We start from the raw sequence: 22,472 nt of genomic DNA on the forward strand, positions 1-22,472 counted from the left end.
GACTCATATCCGGCGCTGCTGGCCCTGCCAGTATTGCTCGCGCAGGTCCTTCTTCAACACCTTGCCGGCCGTGCTGCGCGGCAGCGCGGCGACGAAGTCCACGCTCTTCGGCGCCTTCACCGAGCCGAGCTTCTCCTTGCACAGCGCGACGAGCTCGTCGGCGCTCACGTGCTGGCCGGCATTGAGCTCGACGACGGCCTTGACGGCCTCGCCCCACTTGTCGTCGGGTACGCCGATCACCGCGCAGTCCTGCACCGCCGGGTGCGCCCAGATCACCTGCTCGACCTCGCTCGGATAAACGTTGAAACCGCCGCTGATGATCATGTCCTTCTTGCGGTCGGTGATATGCAGATAGCCTTCGGCATCGAGATGGCCGATGTCGCCGGTGTGCAGCCAGCCGTCGACGAGCGTCTCGGCCGTCTTGTCCGGCGCGTGGTAGTAGCCCTTCATCACGAGATCGCCGCGCACGCAGATCTCGCCGGTCTCGCCCTGCTTCAGCACGTCGCCGCGCTCGCCGACGATCTCGACGCGCACCAGCGGATTCGGGCGGCCGACCGACGCCAGCCGCTCGTCGGACGCCAGCTTGCCGTCGACGAAATGCTCGGCCGGCGTCAGGTACGAGATCGACGCGGGCGCTTCGGTCTGCCCGTAGCCGCCCGTCATCACCGGGCCGAACACGTCGATCGCGCGCTTGAGCTTTTCGACCGACATCGGCGCGGCGCCGTACAGGAAGTAGCGCAGCGACGAGAAGTCGACCTTGTCGATACCGGGAATATCGAGCAGCCGATAGATCACGGTCGGCGGCAGGAAGAACTCGGTCACGCGGTGCTTCACGATCGCGCCGAGCAGCAGCGCGGGGTCGGGCTTCGGCAGCACGACCACCGTGCCGCCGCGCGAGGTGCACGGCAGCGACATCATGCCGGCCGTGTGCGTCATCGGCGCCGCGGCGAGATTCACCGGGCGCTCGGCGCCGTACGACATCGCGATCATGAATTGCGCGAAGTACGTCTGGAGCGAGCGGTGCGTGTTCATCACGCCTTTCGGCGCACCGGTCGTGCCGCCCGTGGCCGACAGCGCCACGACGTCGTCCATCGCGAAGTCGACAACCGGCATCGTCGCCGGCCGATCCGCGCTCCACGTCGCGAGCGACGGCGCCCACGGCAGGTCGGCGTCGAGGCACACCCACAGCCGGACCTTCGGCAGGCTCGGCCGCAGCGCGTCGATCGCGGGCGCGAACGCGTGATGGAAGAACAGCACTTCGCAGTCGAACGCATCGAGCACGTACTGGTTCTCGGCGGGCGCGTTGCGCCCGTTGACCGGGATATATGCGAGCCCGGCGCGCCACATCCCGAGCGCGCAGGTCCAGCCGATCACGTCGTTGTCCGCCCACACCGCCGCCTTCGCCTCCTTCGCGAAGCCGGCGGCGATCAGCCCGTTGGCGATGCGGCACGACAGCTCGCCGATTTCCTGGAACGTGTAGCTTCGATCGTCCTGGATATACGCGATGCCGTCGGGATTGATGCGCCACCCGCGGTCGTAGAAATCGATAATGGCCATTTCACAAGTTCCGTTGAGTCTGTACCGGCACGGCGGCAGCCGTCACAGTTGCGTGACCGTCGCGCGCGCGAGCCCGCGCTGTTCGAGGAAGCCGAGCAGGTAGCGATGGCCGAACGCCTTCGAGCCCGACGCGAAGCCGACTTTCGCCGCGTCGCCGTCGAGCAGCTTGAGCACGCCGGCCGTGTGAATCGCACCCGTCGAGATGTACGGCGTGATCCCGTGCACGGTCGCGCGCACCGACGCGAGCTGGCCGCGGCCGATCGCAAAATCGACGCTGCGCTGGATCGTCGTGCGCTCGCGCGGCGGCATCGCCGGCGTGGTCGAATCGACGACCTGCTTGAGCACCGCGTCCTGCTGCTCGCGCGGCAGGTGCTTGTATTCGGCTTCCCACTTCTGCCCGAACTGGTGCACCAGCTTCATCACGTTGTTGTCATAGAAGCCCACGCACGAGATGCAGCTGCGCACGCGCGGGTCGTGCTCGAAGTAGACCGGCAGCGACGTGCCGCCCCACGGCAGGCAGAACACCGGCTGCATGAGCTCGGGCGTCGCCACCGTGAACGATGCGTCCGGCGCGTGCGGGACCAGCGTCTTCTCCCACAGGTAGCAGGACTCGTGGCGGGAGCCGTCGAAGATCGTCGCGGTCGAGCCGACGCTCACGCCCGCCGCGCCGCGCGGGCCGCGCGTCAGCGTCGCGGTTTCCAGCGCATCGATGCCCGGCGTTTCGAGCGCCAGCTCGGCGGCGATCTCGGCGAACGTGTACATGTACGCGTTCGACGACGACACCAGCAGGCCGGCCTGCCGGTACAGCTCGCCGAACTGCTCGCGCACGTCGCGGATATACGACTGCTCGCCGGTCGTATCGAGATGGTGACAGCCGGCCTTCAGCGCGGCTTCGACGCCGACGAGCCCGAAATTGGAGAACGGCCCGACGGTGTTGCAGACCACCTTCGCGCCGCGAAACGCGTTCACCAGCGCATCGACGTTGTGCTCCGCCTCGATGATTTCGTATTGAGCGGATTCGAGGCGGACGACGCGCTGCGCCATCATTTCCTTCGCGCGGCCCGCGTTGCGCGCGACCGCGGTGAACGGGATGTTCTGGTCGATCAGCCAGTCCATGATCAACATGCCGGTGTAACCGCTTGCGCCATAAACGACGACGGGGTGCTTAGCCATGGTTGTCTCCTGAAACGTCAGTTGTCGAAAATCGGTTCGGTCGAACGTCGGGTGATGCCGCCGCCCATCCAGGTGGCACTTCATTCATAGAACACATTACCAATCTTAGGTCACTATGACAAAGTAATGAGCAAAGAAAAAGGCAGGGTATTCCCGGTTCTGCCGCGCTGCCCGCGTCATTGGGCACCCTCGACGCGCCCCGGCGACATGCCGGCCAGGTAGTGCGCGATCGCGCGCGCGTCGTCGCCCGACAGCGCGGCGGCCATCGCGTTCATCGCGCCGCCCGGATCGTGGCGCTCGCCCGACCGGAACATCGCGAGCTGGTCTTCCAGATAGCGCTGCCCCTGGCCTGCGAGGCGCGGCACCTGATCCTTGCCCATCAGCGTCGCGCCGTGACACGCCTGGCAGCTTCGGGCCGCGACCAGCGCCATGCCCCGTTTTTCGAGCGCGGCGTCGGCCGGCACGGCCTCGTTGCGCGCCGGCGCCTGCCGCGCGAAATAGGCCGCCACCGCGGCGATCTTCGCGCTGTCGAGTTCCCGCGCGAGCGGCCCCATGAATGCGTTGCGGCGCTGGTCGCTCGCGAACGCGCGCAGTTGCGCGGCGAGGTACGCCGCCGGCTGCCCCGACAGCGACGGATACCCAGCGTTCAGCGACTGGCCGCGCGCGCCGTGGCAGAAGAAGCAGGTTTCCTGTGGTTGCGGCCACGCGCCGGCATTGGCCTTGTCCGCGTCGCCGATCGCGGCCATCGCCTTCTGGTAACGCATGCCATCGACCACGTCGGGCCCGTAAAGCGCGCCTGCCGCGACCACGCCCGCTACCGCTACCGCCAGCGCGGCGACGATCATCGATGTCCGCTTCATTCAGACCTCCCCGCCGCGGCCGGCCAGCTTGCCGAGCGCCTGCAACGCCGCACGGTGCCCCGAGCGCACGGCCCCGTCCATCGCGCCGGGCCAGATGTCGGCGGTCTCGGTGCCCGACCAGATCAGGCGGCCGACCTCCGGACGCAGGAACTTGCCCCATGTCGTCCAGAACCCGGGCGGCAGCGGATGAATGCACTGCAGCGTCCACGGATCGACGCGCCCCCAGTCGTAGTCGTGAAACTGCGTCGGACGCAGCGCGTCGTCGCCGAGCGCGCGCGCATAGACGGCCGACAGCATCCGCTCGGCGGCCTTCGGGTCCGCAGGCAGCCCGCCCGGCGCGACGAACGCGGCCAGCACGCCGACCGAGCCGTCCGGCGGCGAGTTGTCGTACGCCATGAACACCGGGCCGCCGACCTCGAAGATCTGCCCGTTATAGCCGGCGTCGCGCCAGAACGGGCGGGGGTAGACATGCACCGTCTTGCGCATCGGCGCATTCGCAGGCCAGTTCCGGTGCAGTTGCGCACGCCCGTCGGGCAGCGGCGGGTCGAACGCGATCTGGTTGCAGAGCGCCGGATTGAGCGCGAGGATCACGCGCCGCGCGCGCAATACGCCCTGGTCGGTGTGCAGTTCGACGACGTCGCGATCCCAGCCCGCGATGCGGCGCACGGGGCACTTCAGCTTCACCGCGCCGCCGAGTTCGGCCGCCATCCTGATGCTCAGCACCTGTGAGCCGCCGACGAAACGCGTTTCCTGCGCGCCGCCCTTGATCGACTCGAGCTTCGTGTATTCGCAATCGGCGCTGTTGATCATCGACAGGTAGTGCAGCAGCCCGAGTTGCGCCGGCGCACCGCCGAGCGACAGCTTCGCCGCGAGGCCCAGGAAATACCCGTCCTCGTAGGTCACGCCCTGCTTCAGCAGCCAGTCGCCGTAGGTGAGCTTGTCGAGTTCCGCCGCGTGCTGCGCGGTCCACGGCTCGCGCGACGGCACGCCGCGCGCGAGCGCGCCGAGCTTCGCGCCGATCGCGTCGTCGCCGCCCGTGCCGCCGTGAAAATCCTGCGCGACGCGCGCGTCGCCGGCCAGCACGACCGTCTTGCCCGCGTAGAAGGTCGGAAACGTATCGACGCCGAGTTCGCGCGCCAGATCGGCGATCGCCGTCTGCCCGGGGCCGATCCACTGGCCGCCCGCTTCCGACACGACGCCGTGCCCGAGGTCGTGGTTGTAGGTTCGCCCGCCGACGCGGTCGCGCGCCTCGAGCACGACGAACGACGCGCAGCCGGCGCGCTTCAGGTCGCGCGCGGCGGTCAGGCCCGCGAGCCCGGCGCCGATGATCGCGACATCGAGCACGCCGCGATCCGTGTCGTTCGCGGCGGACCCTGCCGCGAACGACACATCTCCCGCCGCCAGCGCCGCGGCACCCGCCGCCGCGGCGCGCAGTATCCGGCGCCGGCCCTGGGTGTCAGGTTGGTATTTTCGATTCATCTTGCATACTCCATCCGTCTTCATCCTCGCTTTCCTGCGCGGGTCCTTCGGGTTGATTCATCCGCTTGCCGACGTCGATACGCGCTCACGGCGCGGCCAGCACGCCTTCCTGCGAAAAGAGAATCGGCTTGCCGCGCGCATCGATCAGCGCCGCGGTCAGCGTCGCGCGATCGGCACGCGGTGCGACGTCGAACGGGCCGCCCGCCACGCGCTGCGTGAACGTGAGGCCGTCGAGGCCGACGCCGACCAGCCCGCCGCCGGTCGCGACGAGATCGGTGATCGAGCTGCGCGTGCCGGAGTTCAGCGCGGACCATGTCGCGCCGCCGTCGGCGCTCTGGAACAGGCTGCCGAGCAGCCCGCCCACCACGATGCGGCCGTCGGGCATCGCGACGCCCGACCACAACGTACCCTTGCCGCCCGTCGGCAGATAGGTCCAGCCCGCGCCGCCGTCGGTCGACTTGATCACCATCCCCTGTTCCGACACGATGTAGAGCGCATGCGACGCATCGGCGAACACGTGGTACAGGTTGCGGTCGGCCTTGCCGCCGCCCGGCGGCTTCGGCAGCGACACCCGGGCCCACGTCTTGCCGCCGTCGTGCGTCGCGAGCATCAGCGACCACAGGCCGACCGCGATCCCGTCGCGTTCGCTCGTGAAGAACACGGAGAACAGCGGCTGGTCGACCGACGTATCGATGCGCTGCTTCTCCCACGTTTCGCCACCGTCGACGGTCGCGAGAATCACGCCCCACTGGCCGACCGCCCAGCCGTGTTTCGCATCGGCGAAGGTAACGGCCGACAGCGTCGCCGACACGGGCACGCGCCGCGACTGCCGCCACGTGCGACCGTCGTCGTCCGACAGCAGAATCACGCCGTGCTCGCCCACGGCGACGATGCGCGTGCCGGCGTGCGTCGCGTCCGTCAGCATCATGTGGGTCGGCGCGGGCCACGCGTGGGCCGGCTTCGCGGCCCACGTGGCAACCGTGCCGTCGCCGGTTTGCGCCAGGGCTGCTGCGGCAACGCAAAGCGCGGTACAGGCAACAAGCGTCTTGATCATGGTGGGCCTCTGTAATGGTGTGCGTTGGCGTCAGTGGGTGAGCAAGCCGCCCCAGCCGGACGGTGCGCCGCCGAGTGCGACGGCCGACAGCATCGCCGACGCCGCCTCGCGCGACGTTTGCCGCCAGGTCTTGCCGTCGTCGTCCGACAAAAGAACGGCACCGTGTTCGTCGACGGCGACGATATGCGTGCCGGCGCGCGTGAGGTTGGTCAGCAGCATGTGGGTCGGTACCGTCCGGCCCCCAGCCGATCCATGGAATAGCGCGACTGCCACTGCAGCGACGCACAACGCGGTACAGCCAACCAGGGGCTTGTTCATGGAAGGTTCTCCGTGGTGTTCGGGTATTCGTGACTGGAGTCAATGACTGAACAGGCCCGGCGCGCGGGCCGGCTTGCGGCGTGGGAACCAGCGCTCCAGCACCGATGCGAGCGCGGGCAGCGCGGTCATCGCCATGACCAGGTTGACGATGAACATGAACGCCAGCAGCTTGCCCATGTCGGCCTGGAACTTGAGCGCCGAGAAGCTCCACGTCGCGACGCCGATCGCCAGCGTGATCGCCGTGAAGATCGTCGCGACCCCCACTTCGAGCATCGCGTGCTGCACCGCCTTCACGATGTCCTGCCCGCCCGCGAGATGCACCTGCAGCCGGTTGTAGATGTAGAACGCGTAGTCGACGCCGATCCCCACCGCCAGCACCATCACCGGCAGCGTCGCAACGGTCAGCCCGATCTGCAGCTCCTTCATGAACCCGTAGCCGATGAAGGTCGCGACCGACAGCGGCACGCAGCACGCGAGCATCGCGCGCCAGTCGCGGTACGCGAAGAACACCAGGATCAGGATCGCCGCGTACACATAGAGCATCATCGGCAGCTCGCTTTTAGCAACCTCGTCGTTGGTCGCGGCCAGCACGCCCGCGTTGCCCGCTGCGAGGCGGACCGTGATGCCCGGGAACGGATGCGACGTGCGGTACTGCTTCACGTCGTCGAGGATCCGGTTGATCGTCGTCGCCTTGTGATCGGTCAGGAACAGGTGAACGGCCGTCATCCCGCAGTCACGGTTCATATAGCCCTTCAGGCGCGACACGTCGACCGACACCGCCCCGTAGTTCTCGGGATCGATCGGCACGACGTTCATCTTCGGGTAGTCCTCGTTGTAGCCCTGGTTGTACGCACGCAGCATCGCCGCATACGACTGCACGGATACGACACCCGGCTCGGTGCGCATCGCCGCCGAGAAGTCGTCTTGGTACAGGCCGACCGCCGGGTTGTCGCAGGCCTTGCCGGTCGATTCGATCGCGACCGTCAGCCAGTCGAGGCCCATGTCGTAGTTGCCGGCGATCGACGTCGCATCGCGGTTGAAGCGCGCATCCGCACGCAGCTCCGGCGCACCCGGCTGCAGCGTGCCGATCACGCGGTCGCGGCTTTGCCACGCGGCGAGCGCGAAGATCGCCACCGTCACCGCGACGGTGACGCCCGCGACCTTCGGCTCGGCCACCCGCGCCAGCACGCGCAGCGGCTTCGCCCGTTGCTGCGCGCGCTTCAGCGACTTGTCCGCATAGGTCTTCGTGAAGTTGAAACAGGACGCGGCCACCGGCAGCAGGATCAGGTTCGTGACGATCTTGTACGCGACCCCGAGCGACGCGGTGATCGCGAGTTCGCGCACCATCGGAATCGGAATCAGCAGCAGCGTGATGAACGACACGAACGCGGTAATCAGCGCGAGCACGCCGGGAATCAGCAGGCCGCGGAAGCTGTGGCGCGCCGCGTCGTACGAACTCTGCCCGTGGGCGATCTCGCGCACGATGAAGTTCACCTGCTGCACGCCGTGCGACACGCCGATCGCGAATACCAGGAACGGCACCAGCACCGCGAGCGGATCGAGGCCGAAACCGAGCAGCTTCAGCGAGCCGAACTGCCAGACCAGCGACGTCAGCGAGCACACGATCAGCAGCACCGTGAAGCGCACCGAATGGCAGTACCAGTAGACCGCGAGCGCGGTCAGCAGCAGCGCGATGCCGCAGAACCCGAGCACGGCGGTCGCGCCGTCGGCGATGTCGCCGATCTGCTTCGCGAAGCCGATGATCTGGATGTCGTAGCCGGCATCCTCGAACGGTTTCAGGATCTGCTGCTCGAGCAGGTGATTGAACGCCACGTAGTCGAGCACCTTGCCCGCGCGATCGCGCTCGTTCAGCTCGGCCGTGATCATCGCGCTGTCCTCGCCGTGCGACACGAGCGTGCCGACATAACCGCCGAGCGTCGTCGCGCGGCGGATCCGCGCGACGACTTCCGGCGTCAGCTGGCCTGGCGTGATCGTGCCTGGAATGATCGGCTCCGCGCGAAAGCCTTCGTCGGTCACCTCGTTGACGAACGCATTGGGCGTCCACAGCGAGCGCACGCCGATCCGGTCGACGTTCGGCAGGTACGTGACGGCCTGCGTGACCTTGTACAGCCGCGTCAGTCCCGCCGGCGTCCAGATCGAGCCTTGCTTCGCCCGCACGACGACCGTGATCCGGTTCGCGCCGAGCAGGTCGTTCCGGTATTGCTGGAAGGTGCGGATGTACTCGTGCCCGATCGGCATCTGCTTCTCGAAGCCGGCATCCATGCGCAGCTGCACGGCGAATACGGCCATCGCGACGGTAAACAGGCCGATCGCCGCGAGCACGATCGCGCGATGACCGAAGAAGAGCCTTTCCAGGCGACTGACCAGACGATTGAGCACGACGTTACCCCTTCATGTATTCCGGCGGCGCACGACGTGCGCCACCCTGCACCGATGCACCCGTCAGAAGTTCCGCGTCACGAACAGGCCGACGAAATTCCGGTCCGCGTACGGCTGCCCCACCGTCTGGTGTCCGCCGAAGAACGCGGTGAAATTGATGCCGGCCTGCCAGTTCGGCGGGTTCTGGTTGAACAGCACGTAGACGTTCACCGACTTCGCGCCCTGCATGTAATTCGCGGTGAAGGTCGGCGTATAACCGTAGAGGCCGTCCGAGAACGTCACGCCCGGCGTCACCTGCCAGCCGTGAATCAGCGTGCCGTCATAGGTCCAGTTGAAATCGATCGTCGCGCCGACCGAGCTCGCCGTGCCCTGCCCGGCCGCGATCGGATAACCGAGCCCCGAGCCGTAGTTCAGCCACGGCAGATAACCGGTCGCCGGCGCCTGCGTGACGGTATGTCCGTCGATCGTGCGCGTGACGCCGTTGGCGTTCAGTCCCGGGTAGTAGATCCACGTCAGTTCCCAGGTCAGGGCCGCCGAATCCGCGCCGAGCCACTTCAGGAACGGATACTCGCTGCGCGTCAGCGCGAGCAGGCCGTTGAGGTCGTACTGGAACTTCTTCTTGTCGACCCACTGCTGGCAATTGACGCCCGGCACGCCGTTCGTGTTCATGTCGAGCGGGCCGCCCGCGCCGTAGCAGCCCGACAGCGCGACCGCATCGCGCGGCCGGTACGACAGCTCGGTGCCAATCGCCCAGGGGCCGACCCCGAAGTTCGCGCTGACGCCGAACAACTGGCGCCGGCCGAGATACGACCATTGCTCGATGCCGTTCGCGAGCGACGCCAGCACCGGCGACTTGTCCGTGTAGTTCAGGTAATAGAACGCGAAGTTCGCGTCGAACGAACGTGGCGCATAGTTGAATTTCACGCCGAACTGCGGCCGGTATTTCGCCGGCAGGTTCGTCGTGCTCGGCAGGCCGATGTCGTTGAACGGCGGCCCCGCGAATGCGCCGTTCACGAGCCCGTTCTTGATCGCGTCGAGCGTATCCTGGTTGCCCGCCGCGCCGGAGCCGCCGATCGCGTTGGCGATCGTGCCCGCGCTCGGGCCGATCAGGTTGAGGTTGTTCGTGTTGATCGTGAACGGCTCCGCGCCGCGGCCGAAGCCGTTCGTCACCGACCAGTAGGAGCCGACCGGCGGGTAGCGGTTGCCGTTCCACTGGAACTGGTAATAGGCCTCGGTGCTGAACCCGTGCGACAGGTTCGCGGCAACGCTCAGCATCGGCGCCGGCAGCAGCGCCTGCTTGAGTTGCGACCCGGGAATCAGCAGCTTCTGCACGTCGAGCGAGTTGGTCGCATTGATGCCGCTCTGCGCGAACATGCTCTCGCCCCAGTTGATCACCTGGTTGCCGAGCCGGACGTGCGCGCCCTGGCCGCCGATCGTGAAATCCTTCTGCGCCCACAGATCGAGCAGCTGCGCGTTGTAGACGACCTGCGCGGCCGCCGTGCTCGACAACGGCGTGCGGTTCGTATTGCCGGCGAGGAAGTCGTACATGCCGGTGCCGCGCACCATGAACTTGAGCCCTTCGCTCGGCATCTTCAGCAGCAGCTCGCTGGTCGCGCTGATGTAGGTGCTGAACGGCTGGCCCTTGCGGTAGTTCAGGTCGCCGTTGTCGGCATAGCCCCACTGGTTGGTATTGGCCGCCGCGCCGCAGCCGAACGCATTCGGATCGCCGGTGAGCGAGCAGCTCGGGTTCTTGGTGCGGATGCCCATGCCTGCCGTCAGGTTCGTCACCCACGACCCTTGCAGATCGCCATTCCCCACCGTGAAATCGTAACCGTATGCACTCGACGTCGCGGCGCCCGCGATGGCGATCGATACCGTAGCATTCCTGATTAATCGTGCCGGTTCCATGATCCGTCTCCTCCCCTGTTCGACGCCGGCGCATCGTGACGCGCGCCGGTCTTCTTGTCTATCGTTCGCCGCCCGTCAACGCTCGCTGACCGAACGCAACGATTCCGCCGTGTAGAAATCCGACTTGAAGCGCGGATCGTCGGCCTGTTCGAGCCAGCGCACGTCCTTGCCCTGCCCGATCGACGTCGCGTCGAGCACGTAGCGGCCGTTGACCAGGTCGTACTGCGCGAGCGGTTCGTTGTCGCAGGTGCCGCCGAGCTCCCACGCGGGGATCGGGTAGCTTTCCCGCACTTTCCACAGCTTGCCTTGCGCGTCGTAGTCCTCGCCGACCAGCGCGAGCCAGCTGTCCTCGTCCAGGTAGAACACCTTCTTCGATGCGACGTGCCGCGCACTCGGCTTGAGCGTCGCCTCGACCACCCACACGCGATGCGTTTCGTAGCGGCGGTTCGCGGCAGCAACGCCGTCGGCCGTCGCGACGTCGTGCAGCTTGCTCTTGAACCGGTACATGCCGAACGCGTTGTACGGCACGACCATCTCGCGCTTGCCGACGAGCTTCCAGTCGAACCGGTCGAGCGAGCCGTTGATCATGTTGGCTTCGTCGATCAGGTACTGGTTCTCGAAGCCGATCAGCGGCGCATCGTGCGTATAGGCCGGCATGCGCCGCACCCGGCGCTGGCCGGGGAAGTAGTAATACGTCTCCGACGCCTTGTCGAAATACTGGCGCTGCACGAAGGCCTGCCCGGCCAGCGCCGCGGGCGAGTTCATCTGGAAGTAGACGGCCGCGCTGAGCTGGTCGACGTCCTGCGGCGAGCGCTTGCCGAGCTTGCCGGCCGGGAAGTAGAACGACTGCGGGCCGACCGCGTCGATCCAGTCGCTGCTGCCGGGGCGCGGCGCAATGGTCGTGACCATCTGCGCCCAGTCGATGCCTTCGCCGCGATACCGCATCTCGTAGTTCAGGATCGCTTCCGCACCGTTCTTCGGCTGCGGAAACGGCATGCCCGGCAACACGGCGGCCGCGAGGTTCACGCCGCTCGAATCGAGCTTCGCTGCCGTGAGGTTCGCCTTCGAGTTCTGCTCCGCGGCATCCGGCAGCTGGCATTCGCGATGGGACGGATAGACGTCCATCCGGTAGCCCTTCTTCTGCTTGATCAGCGCGATCTGGCCGGGCGACAGCTTGTCGGCGTACTTGTCGACATTCGCCGCGTCGATCGAATACAGCGGCTTCTCGTTGCGGTGCTTCCAGAAATCGGCGCGCACCTTCCCCCACTCCCAGCCGGCGTCAGGCGGCTGCTTGCCCGCATACGCGGGCACCGCGCCGTCCTTGCTTGCCGCGCGCTCGGCGCCCGACGGCGTCAGGTCGTCGGCCGCGACTGCCGTGCCGATCGCGAGACAGGCAGCAGCCGCGATCACGGACACGGTTACGAATTTTTGCTTCATCATCACGTTCTCCTTCCCACTCCGCCTTGGTTCGCCCATCACGGACGACACGCATTGATTCGAATCGGCTCGCCGGCCGACCCGGTCAGCCGCCCGGTCAGTCCTTGCCGGACCCGGCCACCGCCACCGCGCGAATCTCGACGCACAGGCCCGGCAGCGCCAGTTGCGAGATGCCGACCGCCGTCCATGACGGATAGCGGCTCGGGAAATACTCATCCTTGACCGCCGCGAAGCCTTCGGTCTCGCGCTGCAGATCCGTATGGAACGTCGTCAGTTCGACGACGTCGGCCAGGCTCGCGCCGGCCGCCTCGAGGATCCCCTTCAGCGATTCGAACGCGATCCGCGCCTGCGCCTGCACGCCGTCGGCCGGCTGCATCTGCGCGTCGAGGCCGACCTGGCCCGATACCCAGATCGTGTCGCCGACGCGCGTTGCCGGCGCAAAGTGGTACGCGTCGTACCATGGCTGAAAAGCGGGCGGGACGATCGACTGTCGTTTGCTGGTCGTAGTCATGATGGAAGTTCTCCTGGTTCAGACGAGTTGACGGAAACACGGTGCGCGGAACGGATCGCCGGCCTTCAGCGCGGCGAGTTCCTCGACGAACAGCACGCCGGCCGGCGTGAAACCCGAACGGCTTTCGTCGGGCAGCGGGCTGAACACCGCGTCGTCGCCGAAGAAGCGCAGCACCAGCGTGTGGCGATCGGGGAAATCGGCATCGACCGCGCCGCCGCCGTGCAGCACGCCCGGATGCAGCAACAGCACGTCGCCCGGCTTCGTTTCCCACGAGAAAATGTCGTAGGCCTTCGGGTCGGCGCGGCGCGCGGCCTCGATGTTCGGCAGGCGCGGCCATGCGTCGCCGCCGTGCAGCGGATCGGTCGGGTCCTCGGCGTTCTGGAACGTGGTGCCGTCGTGACGCACGCCGCGATGCGAGCCGCGGACGATCTCCAGCGCATTGCGCTTCGGCACGCCTTCGAAGCTGATCCACGCGTTGCCGAAGTGCATCCCTGCCCACGGCAGGTACGACGTGTCCTGATGCCACGGCGAGCGGGCGCTCTTGCCGCCGGTCTTCATGAACAGTTCTTCCGCGAAGTACCACACGTGCTGCGAGCCCCACAGGTCGGCGAACAGCTGCCCGAACGGCAGCGTGCCGACGAGTGCGTCGAGTCGCGCTTTCGCGTACGGGTTCGCGTTGTCGTTGTGCGACTTGTATTCCGTGCCGTCGAGCAGCGAGCCCGCCATCGGGCCCGGGTTTTCGAGCCCCCAGTCGAACGCCGCGCGGCAGCGCGCCAGCTGTTCGTCGTCGAGAAGCCCTTCGATGAGGACCGCGCCGTCCTCGAAGAAAGCCCTGCGCGTGGATGCATCCATCGTAGATCTCCTGATTCGTCCAACGGCGGCCTGTCGCGATCGCTCGCTGCCGGCCTTTTCAGTAGAACATGGTGACAATGTTAGGTCATCATGACAAAAATAATAGAAAGTTAAAGACGGGGTATTCCCTGTTTTGTCTGCTGTGTCGTTCAACTATTTCAACGGGCTTTCCGTTCGCCTACAGGCCGACGCTGAAGTCCTGCCCCGGCTTCGACCCGTGGTCGAACACCGCGCGCGTCAGGAAGCCCGCCAGCACCGCATCGGCCAGCGTGTCGGTCGCGCCGCGCGGATCGGCCGCACGGCACGACTGCACGCCATCGCACAGCGCGGTCAGGCCGAATGCCAGCACCTCCGCGGGCAACGACAGCGATGTGCCCGCACGCGCCGCGAACGCACTCAGGCACGCCGCCGCCTGTTCCTGCCGCTCTCGCAGGAACACGCCGAACCGCGCGCGGAACCGCGGATCGCGGGCGGCCTGAAGCTGCGCCTCCATCCACATCAGACGCGATGCATGCTGGCCGGCGTGACGCCGCCAGTAGTCGAGCAGCGCGCGCTCCGCGTCCTCGCACGTGCCGTCCGCGTCGACGATCCGCCGCAGCTCCGCCGCGGCGGCGTCGTGATCGCGCCGCATCAGCTCGAACAGCAGGTCGGTCTTGCTGCGGAAATTCGAATAGAACGCGCCACGCGTATGCCCGGCTGCCGTGGCGATCGCTTCGACGCTCACGACCGCATACCCTTGCTCCGCGAAGATCGTGCGCGCGGCGTCGAGCAGGCGTTCGCGTGTCGCGTCCCGCCGTTGCGCACGGGTCAGGCGTTTCGTATCCATCCGCTCGTTCGATCAGGATGTCTATTCATTTCGAATACGACAAAACGCCGGTGTCCGCGTTGGTCCGCCCCTGCGCACGCTCCAGCGCGCAGTACGCGTAATAGATCGCGACCGTGAAGTACGACCACGTGAGCAGCGCGAGCACGTAGAAATTGAATACGACGTTGGTTTCCTCGCCCGGGATCTTGTAGAAGTCGTAGATGCACGCGATCGCCAGCGAACAGACCAGCGCCACGATCGTCGTCAACGCGTGGAACGGCTGCCCCGCGCGCAATAGCCGCGTCGCGAAGTACGCGAGATAGAGCGCGAGCAAACCCCACATCGCGACATAGAAGTAAGGCAGCACTTCTTTCACGAATCCGGCCGCCACCAGCACGATCGTGCCGACGGTCGCGATTCCGAACAGCAGCACGTCCTGCCACGCCGACGGCCGGTAGCCGTGCGTCACGGTCATCAGGCCCGCGACCGCGATGAGCGGCATCCCGAAGCCGCGCGAGAACGCATCGAGGAAGTGCGAGATGCCGTAGAAAAACGGCGAGCCGGTCGCAAAGAAGATCAGCGCGTTCGTCGACGAAACCGTGACGACCCACCACTCGAGACCGAGCAGGTAGTTGCGCTTGCGGACGAACTTCAAACCGTAGAGGCCGGTCGTCGTCGCGAGCGCGACGCTGGAAAAGCAAAGCATGAGTGACTTGAGATCCATGATCCAAACTCCCGAAATCGATTGCGTTCGATGATTCAATGCCGGTCGGGGCTGATGCTGGCGAGATAGGTGGCGACCGCCGCGCGATCGTCCGCCGACATCGCCTGCGCGACGCGCTGCATCGTGCCCGTGGCCTCGCTGCGCGTGCCCTTCGCAAACGCGTCGAGCTGCGCCACGAGGTAGTCGTAGCCCTGCCCGGCCAGACGCGGGAACTGCGCCTGACCCGTCAGCCGCGCGCCATGGCAGGCGACACACGCGCCGCCCGTCACCAGTTGCTCGCCCTTCGCGCGCAGCCGGGCGTCCGGCTTGAAGTAGCCGTTGTCGATGGCAGCCTGCTTCGCGTAGTAGTCGGCCAGATGCGCGATCTCCGCTTCGCTCAGCGTCATCGCGAGCGGCCCCATCGTCGGGTTCGCCCGCTGGCCGCTCGCGAACGCATGAAGCTGCGCGGCCACGTACTGGGCCGGTTGCCCCGCGAGGCTCGGGTAGGCCTCGTTGAGCGACGTGCCTTTCGCGCCGTGACAGCCCATGCACACGTCGGTGAGCCGCGGCCATGCGCCGCCGTCGGCCTGGTTGGCTTCCGCCGCCTCGGCGACATGGCGCTGCAGCCGATACAGATCGAGCAGTCCGGGGCCATAGAAGGCCAGCAGCGCGACGACGATCGCGAGCGCGGCGAGCAACAGCATGCGTTTCTTCATCTCCGCTCTCCTTTATGCGCGACGCAATGCGTTGAGCGCCTGCAGCGCGCCCTGATGGCCCGAACGAACGGCGCCGTCCATGTAGCCGGCCCAGATGTTCGCGGTTTCGGTGCCCGACCAGATCAGGTTCCCGCACGGCGCGCGCAGCGCTTCGCCGTGCGCACTCCAGAAACCCGGCGGAATCGCCGACACGCAAGTGAGCGTCCACGGGTCGTCCTTGCCCCAGTCGCGATCGTGGTACGACACCGGCGACAGCGCGTCGTCGCCCCACGCCCGTGCATAGAATCCGGCGAGCATCTGCTTCGCGGCCTGCAGGTCCGACGGCAGCATCGCGTTCAGGACGAACGCGTTGATCACGCCGATCTCGCCGCCCGGCGGCGAGTTGTCGTACGCCCAGATGATCGGCCCGTCGGGCTGGAAGATATGGCCGTTCAGCCCCTTGTCGCGCCAGAACGGACGGCGATAGACCATCGCGGTCTTGCGCGCCGGCGAGTGGGCCGGCCATGCGCGCTGCAGCGCGTCGCGCTGCGCCGGCAGCGGCGGATCGAACTGCACCTGATGGCACAGCGCCGGATGGATCGCCATCACCACCTTGCGCGCGCGCACCGTGCCGCGATCCGTCTGCAGCGTGACGACGTCTCGATCCCAGCCGGCGATCCGGCGCACCGGCGTCGACAGGCGCACCTTGTCGCCGAGCTGCTGCGCCATCCGGATGCTGAGGACCTGCGAGCCGCCGACGAAACGGGTTTCCTGCGCGCTGTGCCGGATCGAATCGAGCTGCGTGTAATCGCAGTCGGCGGAATTGACCATCGACAGGAAATGCAGCAGCCCCATCTTCGCCGGCATGACGCCGCCCGACAGCGCGATCGAGCCGTTCCAGCTCACCCGGTCCTCGGGCTTGATGTCCTGCCGCGCGAGCCAGTCGCCGACGGACAGCCGGTCGAGTTCGGCCACCTTCGGCGACGTCCACGGCGCGCCCGACGGCACGTCGCGCGACAGCCGGCTGAGCTTCGCGGCCATCGCCTCGTCGGTGCCGAAGGTGCCCTGCAGATCGAGCGCCACGCGGCCGTCGCCGCCGAGAATGACCGTCTTGCCCGCGTAGTAGCTCGGGAACGTGCCGACTTCCAGTTCACGGGCGAGATCCGCGACCGCGGTCTGGCCCGGGCCGATCCACTGGCCGCCGACTTCGGTCACGTAGCCGCCGCCCACGTCGTAGTTGAGCGTGCGGCCGCCCACGCGATCGCGGGCCTCGAGCACGACGAAGGATTCGCAGCCCGCGTAGCGCAGGTCGCGCGCGGCCGTCAGGCCGGCCAGGCCCGCGCCGATGATCGCGACGTCGAGCACGTCGCCCGCGTCAGCGGCGCCGGGCGCGACATCGGCGCTCGCACGCGACGCGCCGATCGCGAGGCCGCCCATCGCGACGGATGCGCCCGCGACCTTGAGCCACTGCCGACGCTGCATGTCGGCCAACGCGTTGGGGGATGACTTTTTGAACATGGTGTATGGATGACTGCCTGCAAATGACGCGAACGATGGCGCGCCTCGACGGCACACGCCCCGCGCTCGCGCGGAATCTGACGACTGAATGCAACCTGAAGCCCCTTCGCCTGCCGCCGGTCCACATGCGTTCACGGTTCGCAGTCCTTCCTGTACCCGCGTCGATGTTCCTTTTACCGATAAGGATCCGCCGGCCGCCTTAATTAGTACATGTTGCAAAAGTTAGGTCATGATACATAAAACGGATTAGAAAAAAAAAGACAGGGTATTCCCCTGTCCTGACGCGCCTCCCGGCGACGATGAAAGGTCCCGGAAAGACTCGGCCCGCCATGCAGGCCGGCGATGCGCGCCCCCTGCCTTCGTTCGATGAACGGGCCCATGCGGTAGTATGGAGATTCGATGGAAATCCCCTGACGAACCTGAACGAATGGCCATGCCCGAACTTTCTTCACCTTCCGGCGCCGGCCAGGCGCTCGTCCTCATCGCCGAGGACGAGCCCGAAATCGCCGAGATCCTCACCGCCTATCTGGCACGCAGCGGCCTGCGCAGCGTGCATGCCGCCGACGGCCGCCGCGCGCTGGAACTGCATCTACAGCTCAAGCCCGATCTCGTGCTGCTCGACGTGCAGATGCCGCACGTCGACGGCTGGAAGGTGCTCGCCGAGATCCGCCATCGCGGCGACACGCCCGTCATCATGCTGACCGCGCTCGACCAGGACATCGACAAGCTCACGGGCCTGCGCATCGGCGCCGACGACTACGTCGTGAAGCCGTTCAATCCCGCCGAAGTCGTCGCACGCGCACAGGCGGTGCTGCGCCGCTCGATGGCGGGCTCGCGCCAGGAAGAACAGCGCGTGTTGCGCGCCGCACCGTTCGAGATCGATCTCGAACGCCACGAAGCGACGGTCGAAGTCGGAAGCGAGCGCCACACGCTCGTGCTGACGCTCACCGAATTCAAGCTGCTCGCGCAGCTCGCGCGCGCGCCGCGCCGCGTGTTCAGCCGCGCCGAGCTGATGGCCACCTGCCTGCCGGAAGGCGACGCGCTGGAGCGCACGGTCGACAGCCACGTCAGCAAGCTGCGCAAGAAGCTCGACGATCTCGGTGTTGCGGGCGTACCGGTGAGCGTGCGCGGCGTCGGCTACAAACTGTGGAGCGGCGATTGAAGCTCGATGGCCTGAGCCGCCAGATCGCGCTGACGATGGGCGCGATGGCATTTGGCGTGACGCTGCTGGTCGTCGTGACGGCCTACGCGTTCTACTACGTCGCCTACAAGTACTGGCCCGCGGAATTCAACCAGTCGGGCTGGGCGCCGACCGGGCCGGAGTGGGTGTGGCTGATCTCGACCACACTGGTCGGTCTCGTGATCTCCATCATTGTCGCGGTCAACCTGTCGCGCCGCATCCTCGTGCCGCTCAACTCGGTGACGGACAGCATTCGCCGCGTCGCGCGCGGCGATCTCGACGCGCGCGCCATGGCCGGCGATCGTTCGCTGCACGAAGCGGCGCTGCTCGCCGACAATTTCAACGCGCTCGCGAGCGAACTGCAGCGCGTGACCGACGAACAGACGTTCTGGAACGCGGCGATCGCGCACGAACTGCGCACGCCCGTCACCGTGCTGCGCGGGCGGCTGCAAGGGCTCGCCGAAGGTGTGTTCACGCCGAGCGAAGCCCAGTTCCGCAGCCTGCTCGCGCAGGTCGAAGGGTTGACGCGGCTGATCGAGGATCTGCGCGTGGTCAGCCTCGCGGATAGCGGCCACCTGAGCATCGAGATCCGCGACATCGATCTCGCCGCGGAGATCCGGGCCGTCGTCGACGTGTTCGCGCACGCGATGCAGGCCGCCGGCCAGCACCCGGTGCTCGACCTCGACGCGCGGCCGATGCGCTGCGACCCGGTCCGGATCCGTCAGGCGCTGCTGGCGCTGCTGGAGAACGCGCGTCGCCATGCGGTGCCGGGCAAGATCCGCATCGACACCTGCATCGAACGGGGCATGTGCCGGCTGCGCGTCGAGGACGACGGCCCCGGCATCCCGGCCGATTTCGCGCCGCATGTGTTCCAGGCATTCCGGCGCGTCGACGATACGCAGCCCGGCGGCAGCGGCCTCGGGCTCGCCGTCGTCGCGGCGATCGCGCATGCGCACGGCGGCGAAGCTGTCTGCGTGCCGACCGGCACGGGTGGCACGCGGTTCGAGGTGCAGTGGCCCGACAACCTCGTGCCGGCGCCCGAAAACGAGCGCTTTCCGGCGAATTGATGCCGGCGCGGGCCGCGCCGCGTCCCGCCTGCGGCTCGCGCCCGATCTGCTCGAGCGGCGGAATGAACTGCAGCACCGTGTACGCCGTCACGGACACCGTCGCTTTCTCCGCCGGCCCCCGCACCACGACCGCACGCACCGCGCCCGCCCGGTCGAATTTCAGCCGCGGCCCATGAGCAACCGGAACGCATAGCCGTTGCGGCAGCGCCCCTGGATCCACCATTTCACCAGCGGCAACCGCCAGAAGCGGCTGTCCTGATGAAGCGAAAGTTCGTCGATATCGTTCACTGTCTCACCTGCCTGCGCGATCCCGTCCCGCCCGGGCGTCGCGTTGCCTCACCTGCCCGGCCCGGCCCGGCGCGCGCGGCGGCCCGACTGGCGAATGAATGCCTGAGGTTATCAATTGATCCAAAAGATTCATTAGACAGTGTCTCCGCCGCCGCGCGATGCTGGCCCCACCAATCAAGCGCGGCGTCATTGCAACGCCGCGCACGAGAATGGAGTGAGACACATGCCTAGCGACCACCGTCAACGGCGCCACACCCTGTGGCTGCTGTGCGCGCTTTCGTTCATCCTGTACGTCGACCGCGTCAACCTCGCGACCGCGGCTGGCGCGATCAAGGCCGAGCTCGGGCTGTCGAACACCGAGCTCGGCGTCGCATTCTCCGCGTTCGCGTATTCGTATGCAATCTGCCAGATCGGCGGCGGCTGGATCGCCGACCGGTTCGGCGCCCGCATCACGCTGATCGGCTGCGGGCTGATCTGGGTCGTATCGACCTTCACCACCGGGTTCGTGCACAGCCTCACGCTGCTGTTCGCTGCGCGCCTGCTGCTCGGCATCGGCGAAGGCGCGACGCTGCCCGCGCAGGCCCGCGCGATCACGCACTGGTTCCCGCGCGAGCGGCGCGGCGTCGTTCAGGGCTTCACGCATTCGTTCTCGCGGCTCGGCAACGCGGTCACGCCGCCGATCGTCGCCGCGCTGATGACGTGGCTGTCGTGGCGCGCCGCGTTCTTCGTGATCGGCGCGGTGACGCTGGTGTGGCTCGCGTGGTGGATCGTCGGCTTCCGCGAACATCCGCTCGGCGACGACGACGGCCGCGCACGCGGCGCCGCCCGCCGCGCGCCGCCGGCCGGCCCGACGCCGTGGGGTCCGCTGTTCCGCCGGATGGCGCCGACGATCTTCGTCTACTTCTGCTACGGCTGGACCGCGTGGCTGTTCTTCACGTGGCTGCCGACGTTCTTCCTGAACGGCCAGGGCCTGAACCTCAAATCGACCGCGCTGTTCGCGTCCGGCGTGTTCTTCGCGGGCGTGGTCGGCGATACGCTCGGCGGCTGGCTCTGCGACCGGATCTACCGGAAAACCGGCAACCTCGCGCTGTCGCGCCAGAGCGTGATCGTCACGAGCTTCGCCGGCGCGCTCCTGTGCCTGCTGCCGCTCGCATTCGTGCATTCCACGGGCGGCGTCGCGCTGTGCCTGTCGGGATCGTTCCTGTGCCTCGAACTGACGATCGGGCCGATCTGGGCCGTGCCGAGCGACATCGCGCCAGCCCACGCCGGCATCGCGAGCGGGATGATGAACGCGGGTTCCGCGATCTCGGGCATCCTGTCGCCGATCCTGTTCGGCTATCTCGTCGATCGCACGGGCAACTGGACGCTACCGTTCATCGGCTCGGTCGCGATGCTGCTGATCGGCATCGTCGCCGCGCTGCGGATCCGCCCGGACCGCACGCTGTCGGAATCGATGCCGACGCTCGCCGACGCACCCGCCGCGCCGTCGGCGCGCTGAAGCGCTTCGCCGCCGCTTCGCCTGCGTCACCCCTATCGCACGGCGCGCACGGGGCGCCATCACGCATCGCCGCGTTCCGCGATGCGTGATCGGCGCGGCCGACGAAACTCCCCTCAAGCACCGTCGTCGTCCGCGCCACCCTCCCGGTGAAACAGCGCGAGAAACTGCTGCGCGGGGATACTCAGCGGCCGGTCGCGCCGCACGATGCTGCCGTACGACGGCAGCTTCTGTTCGAGCGCGTAATCGATGATCGCGACGAGCCCGTGCGCCGCGTTGCGCTGCGCGACCGTCAGCGGAATCACGCCGAGCATGGGCGAACGGTCGACCAGGTTCATCGTGGTCAGGATCGAGCCCGTTTCGACCAGCCCGCGCGGCATCGGCTGGTGACGCGCGCGGAACTCGCGCTCGACGACCTCGCGCGCCGGGCTGCCGGCCGGCTGCAGGATCCATGCGTAATCGAGCAGCGCATCGAATTCGACCGGCCCGGCGCCCGCGAGCGGATGGTCGCGGCCGGCGATGATCGCGAGCGCCTCATCGTCGACCACGCGGAAGTCGCAGTCGGTCCCGGCGTTGCGCCCGATCACCACTTCGAGCACGCCTTCGCGAAGCTGCGGCATCAGCCGGTCGCTCGTGTCGACCGCGATGTCGATCGCGAGCAGCGGATAACGCGCCTTCAGTTGCACCAGCGCCTCGGTGAGCCGCCCCGGCGACGCCGCCATGATGCTGCCGATCGCCAGCCGCCCCGCGCTGCCGAGCTGCAGTTCGCCGAGCTCGCGGTTCAGCGCCTCCATGCTGCCGCGAATCCCGCGGAAATAGCCGAGCACGCGCTCGCCGGCCGGATTCAGCACGAGCCCGCGCCCGACGCGATCGAACAGCCGCTGGCCGAGCGCGCTCTCCAGTTCGGCCAGCATCTTCGTCGCGGCTGGCTGCGTCAGGCCCATCTGCTCGGCCGCCGCGCGCAGCGTCGAGCATTCGTCCACGGCAAGCAGCAACGCGATCTGTCGCATGCGCAGCCGGTTCAGCAACTGCGGTGTCGAGTCTCGTCGGTCGATCGAGCCCATCTTTGATTACTCCAGGTTATCGATTCATCAAGAGTTTTCAATTTACCGACTCATTCCGTCTACCTAGCATGAACCCCATACACGAACGGCCACGCGCCGCCACCGGAG

At 67.3% G+C, this 22,472-nt stretch carries 20 protein-coding genes; 3 read left to right on the top strand and 17 right to left on the bottom strand.

The genetic code is table 11. The features are described 5' to 3' along the window. Window positions 1–3: 3 nt before the first annotated feature. The 15 genes from CUJ89_RS31580 to CUJ89_RS31650 all read right to left on the bottom strand — a co-directional run bounded on the left by CUJ89_RS31580 (window position 4) and on the right by CUJ89_RS31650 (window position 17,270). Complete coding sequence (locus CUJ89_RS31580) at window positions 4–1,557, bottom strand: class I adenylate-forming enzyme family protein (RefSeq protein ID WP_114181151.1); 1,554 nt, start codon at window positions 1,555–1,557, stop codon at window positions 4–6. 42 nt (window positions 1,558–1,599) lie between these two features. Then, window positions 1,600–2,730: a saccharopine dehydrogenase family protein gene (locus CUJ89_RS31585; RefSeq protein WP_114181152.1), complete on the bottom strand. Its 1,131-nt coding sequence runs from the start codon at window positions 2,728–2,730 to the stop codon at window positions 1,600–1,602. A gap of 176 nt (window positions 2,731–2,906) precedes the next feature. Continuing rightward, entirely contained in the window at window positions 2,907–3,590 is a 684-nt protein-coding gene (locus tag CUJ89_RS31590; protein ID WP_114181153.1) for a c-type cytochrome, read from the bottom strand. After that, complete coding sequence (locus tag CUJ89_RS31595; RefSeq protein WP_114181675.1) at window positions 3,591–5,069, bottom strand: flavin monoamine oxidase family protein; 1,479 nt, start codon at window positions 5,067–5,069, stop codon at window positions 3,591–3,593. A gap of 85 nt (window positions 5,070–5,154) precedes the next feature. Beyond that, entirely contained in the window at window positions 5,155–6,123 is a 969-nt protein-coding gene (locus tag CUJ89_RS31600) for a WD40/YVTN/BNR-like repeat-containing protein (protein WP_114181154.1), read from the bottom strand. A gap of 30 nt (window positions 6,124–6,153) precedes the next feature. Continuing rightward, a complete protein-coding gene (locus tag CUJ89_RS31605) occupies window positions 6,154–6,441 on the bottom strand; it encodes a hypothetical protein (RefSeq protein WP_152036682.1) in 288 nt (95 codons plus the stop codon). A gap of 39 nt (window positions 6,442–6,480) precedes the next feature. Beyond that, on the bottom strand, window positions 6,481–8,841 hold the full coding sequence (locus CUJ89_RS31610; protein WP_114181156.1) for an efflux RND transporter permease subunit: 2,361 nt from the start codon (window positions 8,839–8,841) through the stop codon (window positions 6,481–6,483). A 63-nt stretch (window positions 8,842–8,904) separates the two neighbouring features. Beyond that, window positions 8,905–10,749 (bottom strand): DUF1302 domain-containing protein, encoded by a 1,845-nt coding sequence (locus CUJ89_RS31615; RefSeq protein WP_114181157.1) that lies wholly within the window; start codon window positions 10,747–10,749, stop codon window positions 8,905–8,907. Between the two features lie 75 nt (window positions 10,750–10,824). Next, window positions 10,825–12,189, bottom strand: a complete 1,365-nt coding sequence (locus CUJ89_RS31620; protein WP_114181676.1) for a DUF1329 domain-containing protein — start codon at window positions 12,187–12,189, stop codon at window positions 10,825–10,827. Between the two features lie 94 nt (window positions 12,190–12,283). Continuing rightward, window positions 12,284–12,697 carry a RidA family protein gene (locus tag CUJ89_RS31625; protein ID WP_114181158.1) on the bottom strand — a complete coding sequence of 138 codons (414 nt, stop codon included), beginning with the start codon at window positions 12,695–12,697 and terminating at the stop codon, window positions 12,284–12,286. Between the two features lie 18 nt (window positions 12,698–12,715). Beyond that, entirely contained in the window at window positions 12,716–13,549 is an 834-nt protein-coding gene (locus CUJ89_RS31630) for a phytanoyl-CoA dioxygenase family protein (protein ID WP_114181159.1), read from the bottom strand. 178 nt (window positions 13,550–13,727) lie between these two features. After that, window positions 13,728–14,375 carry a TetR/AcrR family transcriptional regulator gene (locus tag CUJ89_RS31635; protein WP_114181160.1) on the bottom strand — a complete coding sequence of 216 codons (648 nt, stop codon included), beginning with the start codon at window positions 14,373–14,375 and terminating at the stop codon, window positions 13,728–13,730. 25 nt (window positions 14,376–14,400) lie between these two features. Beyond that, window positions 14,401–15,078, bottom strand: coding sequence for a hypothetical protein (locus CUJ89_RS31640; protein ID WP_114181161.1), 678 nt, complete (start codon window positions 15,076–15,078; stop codon window positions 14,401–14,403). Window positions 15,079–15,113: 35 nt separating this feature from the next. After that, window positions 15,114–15,773 carry a c-type cytochrome gene (locus CUJ89_RS31645; RefSeq protein ID WP_114181162.1) on the bottom strand — a complete coding sequence of 220 codons (660 nt, stop codon included), beginning with the start codon at window positions 15,771–15,773 and terminating at the stop codon, window positions 15,114–15,116. 12 nt (window positions 15,774–15,785) lie between these two features. Beyond that, window positions 15,786–17,270: a flavin monoamine oxidase family protein gene (locus CUJ89_RS31650; protein ID WP_114181163.1), complete on the bottom strand. Its 1,485-nt coding sequence runs from the start codon at window positions 17,268–17,270 to the stop codon at window positions 15,786–15,788. Window positions 17,271–17,703: 433 nt separating this feature from the next. Here CUJ89_RS31650 and CUJ89_RS31655 point away from each other — a divergent pair, with 433 nt between their 5' ends. Together CUJ89_RS31655 and CUJ89_RS31660 are read left to right on the top strand one after the other, a co-directional pair. Further along, window positions 17,704–18,432: a response regulator gene (locus CUJ89_RS31655; RefSeq protein WP_114181677.1), complete on the top strand. Its 729-nt coding sequence runs from the start codon at window positions 17,704–17,706 to the stop codon at window positions 18,430–18,432. Further along, window positions 18,429–19,517 carry an ATP-binding protein gene (locus CUJ89_RS31660; protein ID WP_114181164.1) on the top strand — a complete coding sequence of 363 codons (1,089 nt, stop codon included), beginning with the start codon at window positions 18,429–18,431 and terminating at the stop codon, window positions 19,515–19,517. Before CUJ89_RS31655 ends, CUJ89_RS31660 begins: the two co-directional genes overlap by 4 nt. Before the next feature lie 159 nt (window positions 19,518–19,676). Here the strand turns inward: CUJ89_RS31660 and CUJ89_RS38900 are convergent, their stop codons facing one another. Next, window positions 19,677–19,805, bottom strand: coding sequence for a hypothetical protein (locus CUJ89_RS38900; RefSeq protein WP_265341767.1), 129 nt, complete (start codon window positions 19,803–19,805; stop codon window positions 19,677–19,679). A 223-nt stretch (window positions 19,806–20,028) separates the two neighbouring features. Here CUJ89_RS38900 and CUJ89_RS31665 point away from each other — a divergent pair, with 223 nt between their 5' ends. Beyond that, window positions 20,029–21,303: an MFS transporter gene (locus tag CUJ89_RS31665; RefSeq protein WP_114181165.1), complete on the top strand. Its 1,275-nt coding sequence runs from the start codon at window positions 20,029–20,031 to the stop codon at window positions 21,301–21,303. Window positions 21,304–21,416: 113 nt separating this feature from the next. Here CUJ89_RS31665 and CUJ89_RS31670 read toward each other — a convergent pair whose 3' ends face one another. Continuing rightward, a complete protein-coding gene (locus CUJ89_RS31670; protein ID WP_114181166.1) occupies window positions 21,417–22,364 on the bottom strand; it encodes a LysR family transcriptional regulator in 948 nt (315 codons plus the stop codon). Window positions 22,365–22,472 lie beyond the last annotated feature (108 nt).

It is taken from the genome of Burkholderia pyrrocinia (assembly GCF_003330765.1).
In the GTDB taxonomy this organism is placed as follows: domain Bacteria; phylum Pseudomonadota; class Gammaproteobacteria; order Burkholderiales; family Burkholderiaceae; genus Burkholderia; species Burkholderia pyrrocinia_B.

Bases quoted from the DNA above. Each gene is read 5' to 3' on its own strand.
- CUJ89_RS31580 (WP_114181151.1), bottom strand. From the start codon at position 1,557: ATGGCCATTATCGATTTCTACGACCGCGGGTGGCGCATCAATCCCGAC.
- CUJ89_RS31585 (WP_114181152.1), bottom strand. From the start codon at position 2,730: ATGGCTAAGCACCCCGTCGTCGTTTATGGCGCAAGCGGTTACACCGGC.
- CUJ89_RS31590 (WP_114181153.1), bottom strand. From the start codon at position 3,590: ATGAAGCGGACATCGATGATCGTCGCCGCGCTGGCGGTAGCGGTAGCG.
- CUJ89_RS31595 (WP_114181675.1), bottom strand. From the start codon at position 5,069: ATGAATCGAAAATACCAACCTGACACCCAGGGCCGGCGCCGGATACTG.
- CUJ89_RS31600 (WP_114181154.1), bottom strand. From the start codon at position 6,123: ATGATCAAGACGCTTGTTGCCTGTACCGCGCTTTGCGTTGCCGCAGCA.
- CUJ89_RS31605 (WP_152036682.1), bottom strand. From the start codon at position 6,441: ATGAACAAGCCCCTGGTTGGCTGTACCGCGTTGTGCGTCGCTGCAGTG.
- CUJ89_RS31615 (WP_114181157.1), bottom strand. From the start codon at position 10,749: ATGGAACCGGCACGATTAATCAGGAATGCTACGGTATCGATCGCCATC.
- CUJ89_RS31620 (WP_114181676.1), bottom strand. From the start codon at position 12,189: ATGATGAAGCAAAAATTCGTAACCGTGTCCGTGATCGCGGCTGCTGCC.
- CUJ89_RS31625 (WP_114181158.1), bottom strand. From the start codon at position 12,697: ATGACTACGACCAGCAAACGACAGTCGATCGTCCCGCCCGCTTTTCAG.
- CUJ89_RS31630 (WP_114181159.1), bottom strand. From the start codon at position 13,549: ATGGATGCATCCACGCGCAGGGCTTTCTTCGAGGACGGCGCGGTCCTC.
- CUJ89_RS31635 (WP_114181160.1), bottom strand. From the start codon at position 14,375: ATGGATACGAAACGCCTGACCCGTGCGCAACGGCGGGACGCGACACGC.
- CUJ89_RS31640 (WP_114181161.1), bottom strand. From the start codon at position 15,078: ATGGATCTCAAGTCACTCATGCTTTGCTTTTCCAGCGTCGCGCTCGCG.
- CUJ89_RS31645 (WP_114181162.1), bottom strand. From the start codon at position 15,773: ATGAAGAAACGCATGCTGTTGCTCGCCGCGCTCGCGATCGTCGTCGCG.
- CUJ89_RS31650 (WP_114181163.1), bottom strand. From the start codon at position 17,270: ATGTTCAAAAAGTCATCCCCCAACGCGTTGGCCGACATGCAGCGTCGG.
- CUJ89_RS31655 (WP_114181677.1), top strand. From the start codon at position 17,704: ATGCCCGAACTTTCTTCACCTTCCGGCGCCGGCCAGGCGCTCGTCCTC.
- CUJ89_RS31665 (WP_114181165.1), top strand. From the start codon at position 20,029: ATGCCTAGCGACCACCGTCAACGGCGCCACACCCTGTGGCTGCTGTGC.
- CUJ89_RS31670 (WP_114181166.1), bottom strand. From the start codon at position 22,364: ATGGGCTCGATCGACCGACGAGACTCGACACCGCAGTTGCTGAACCGG.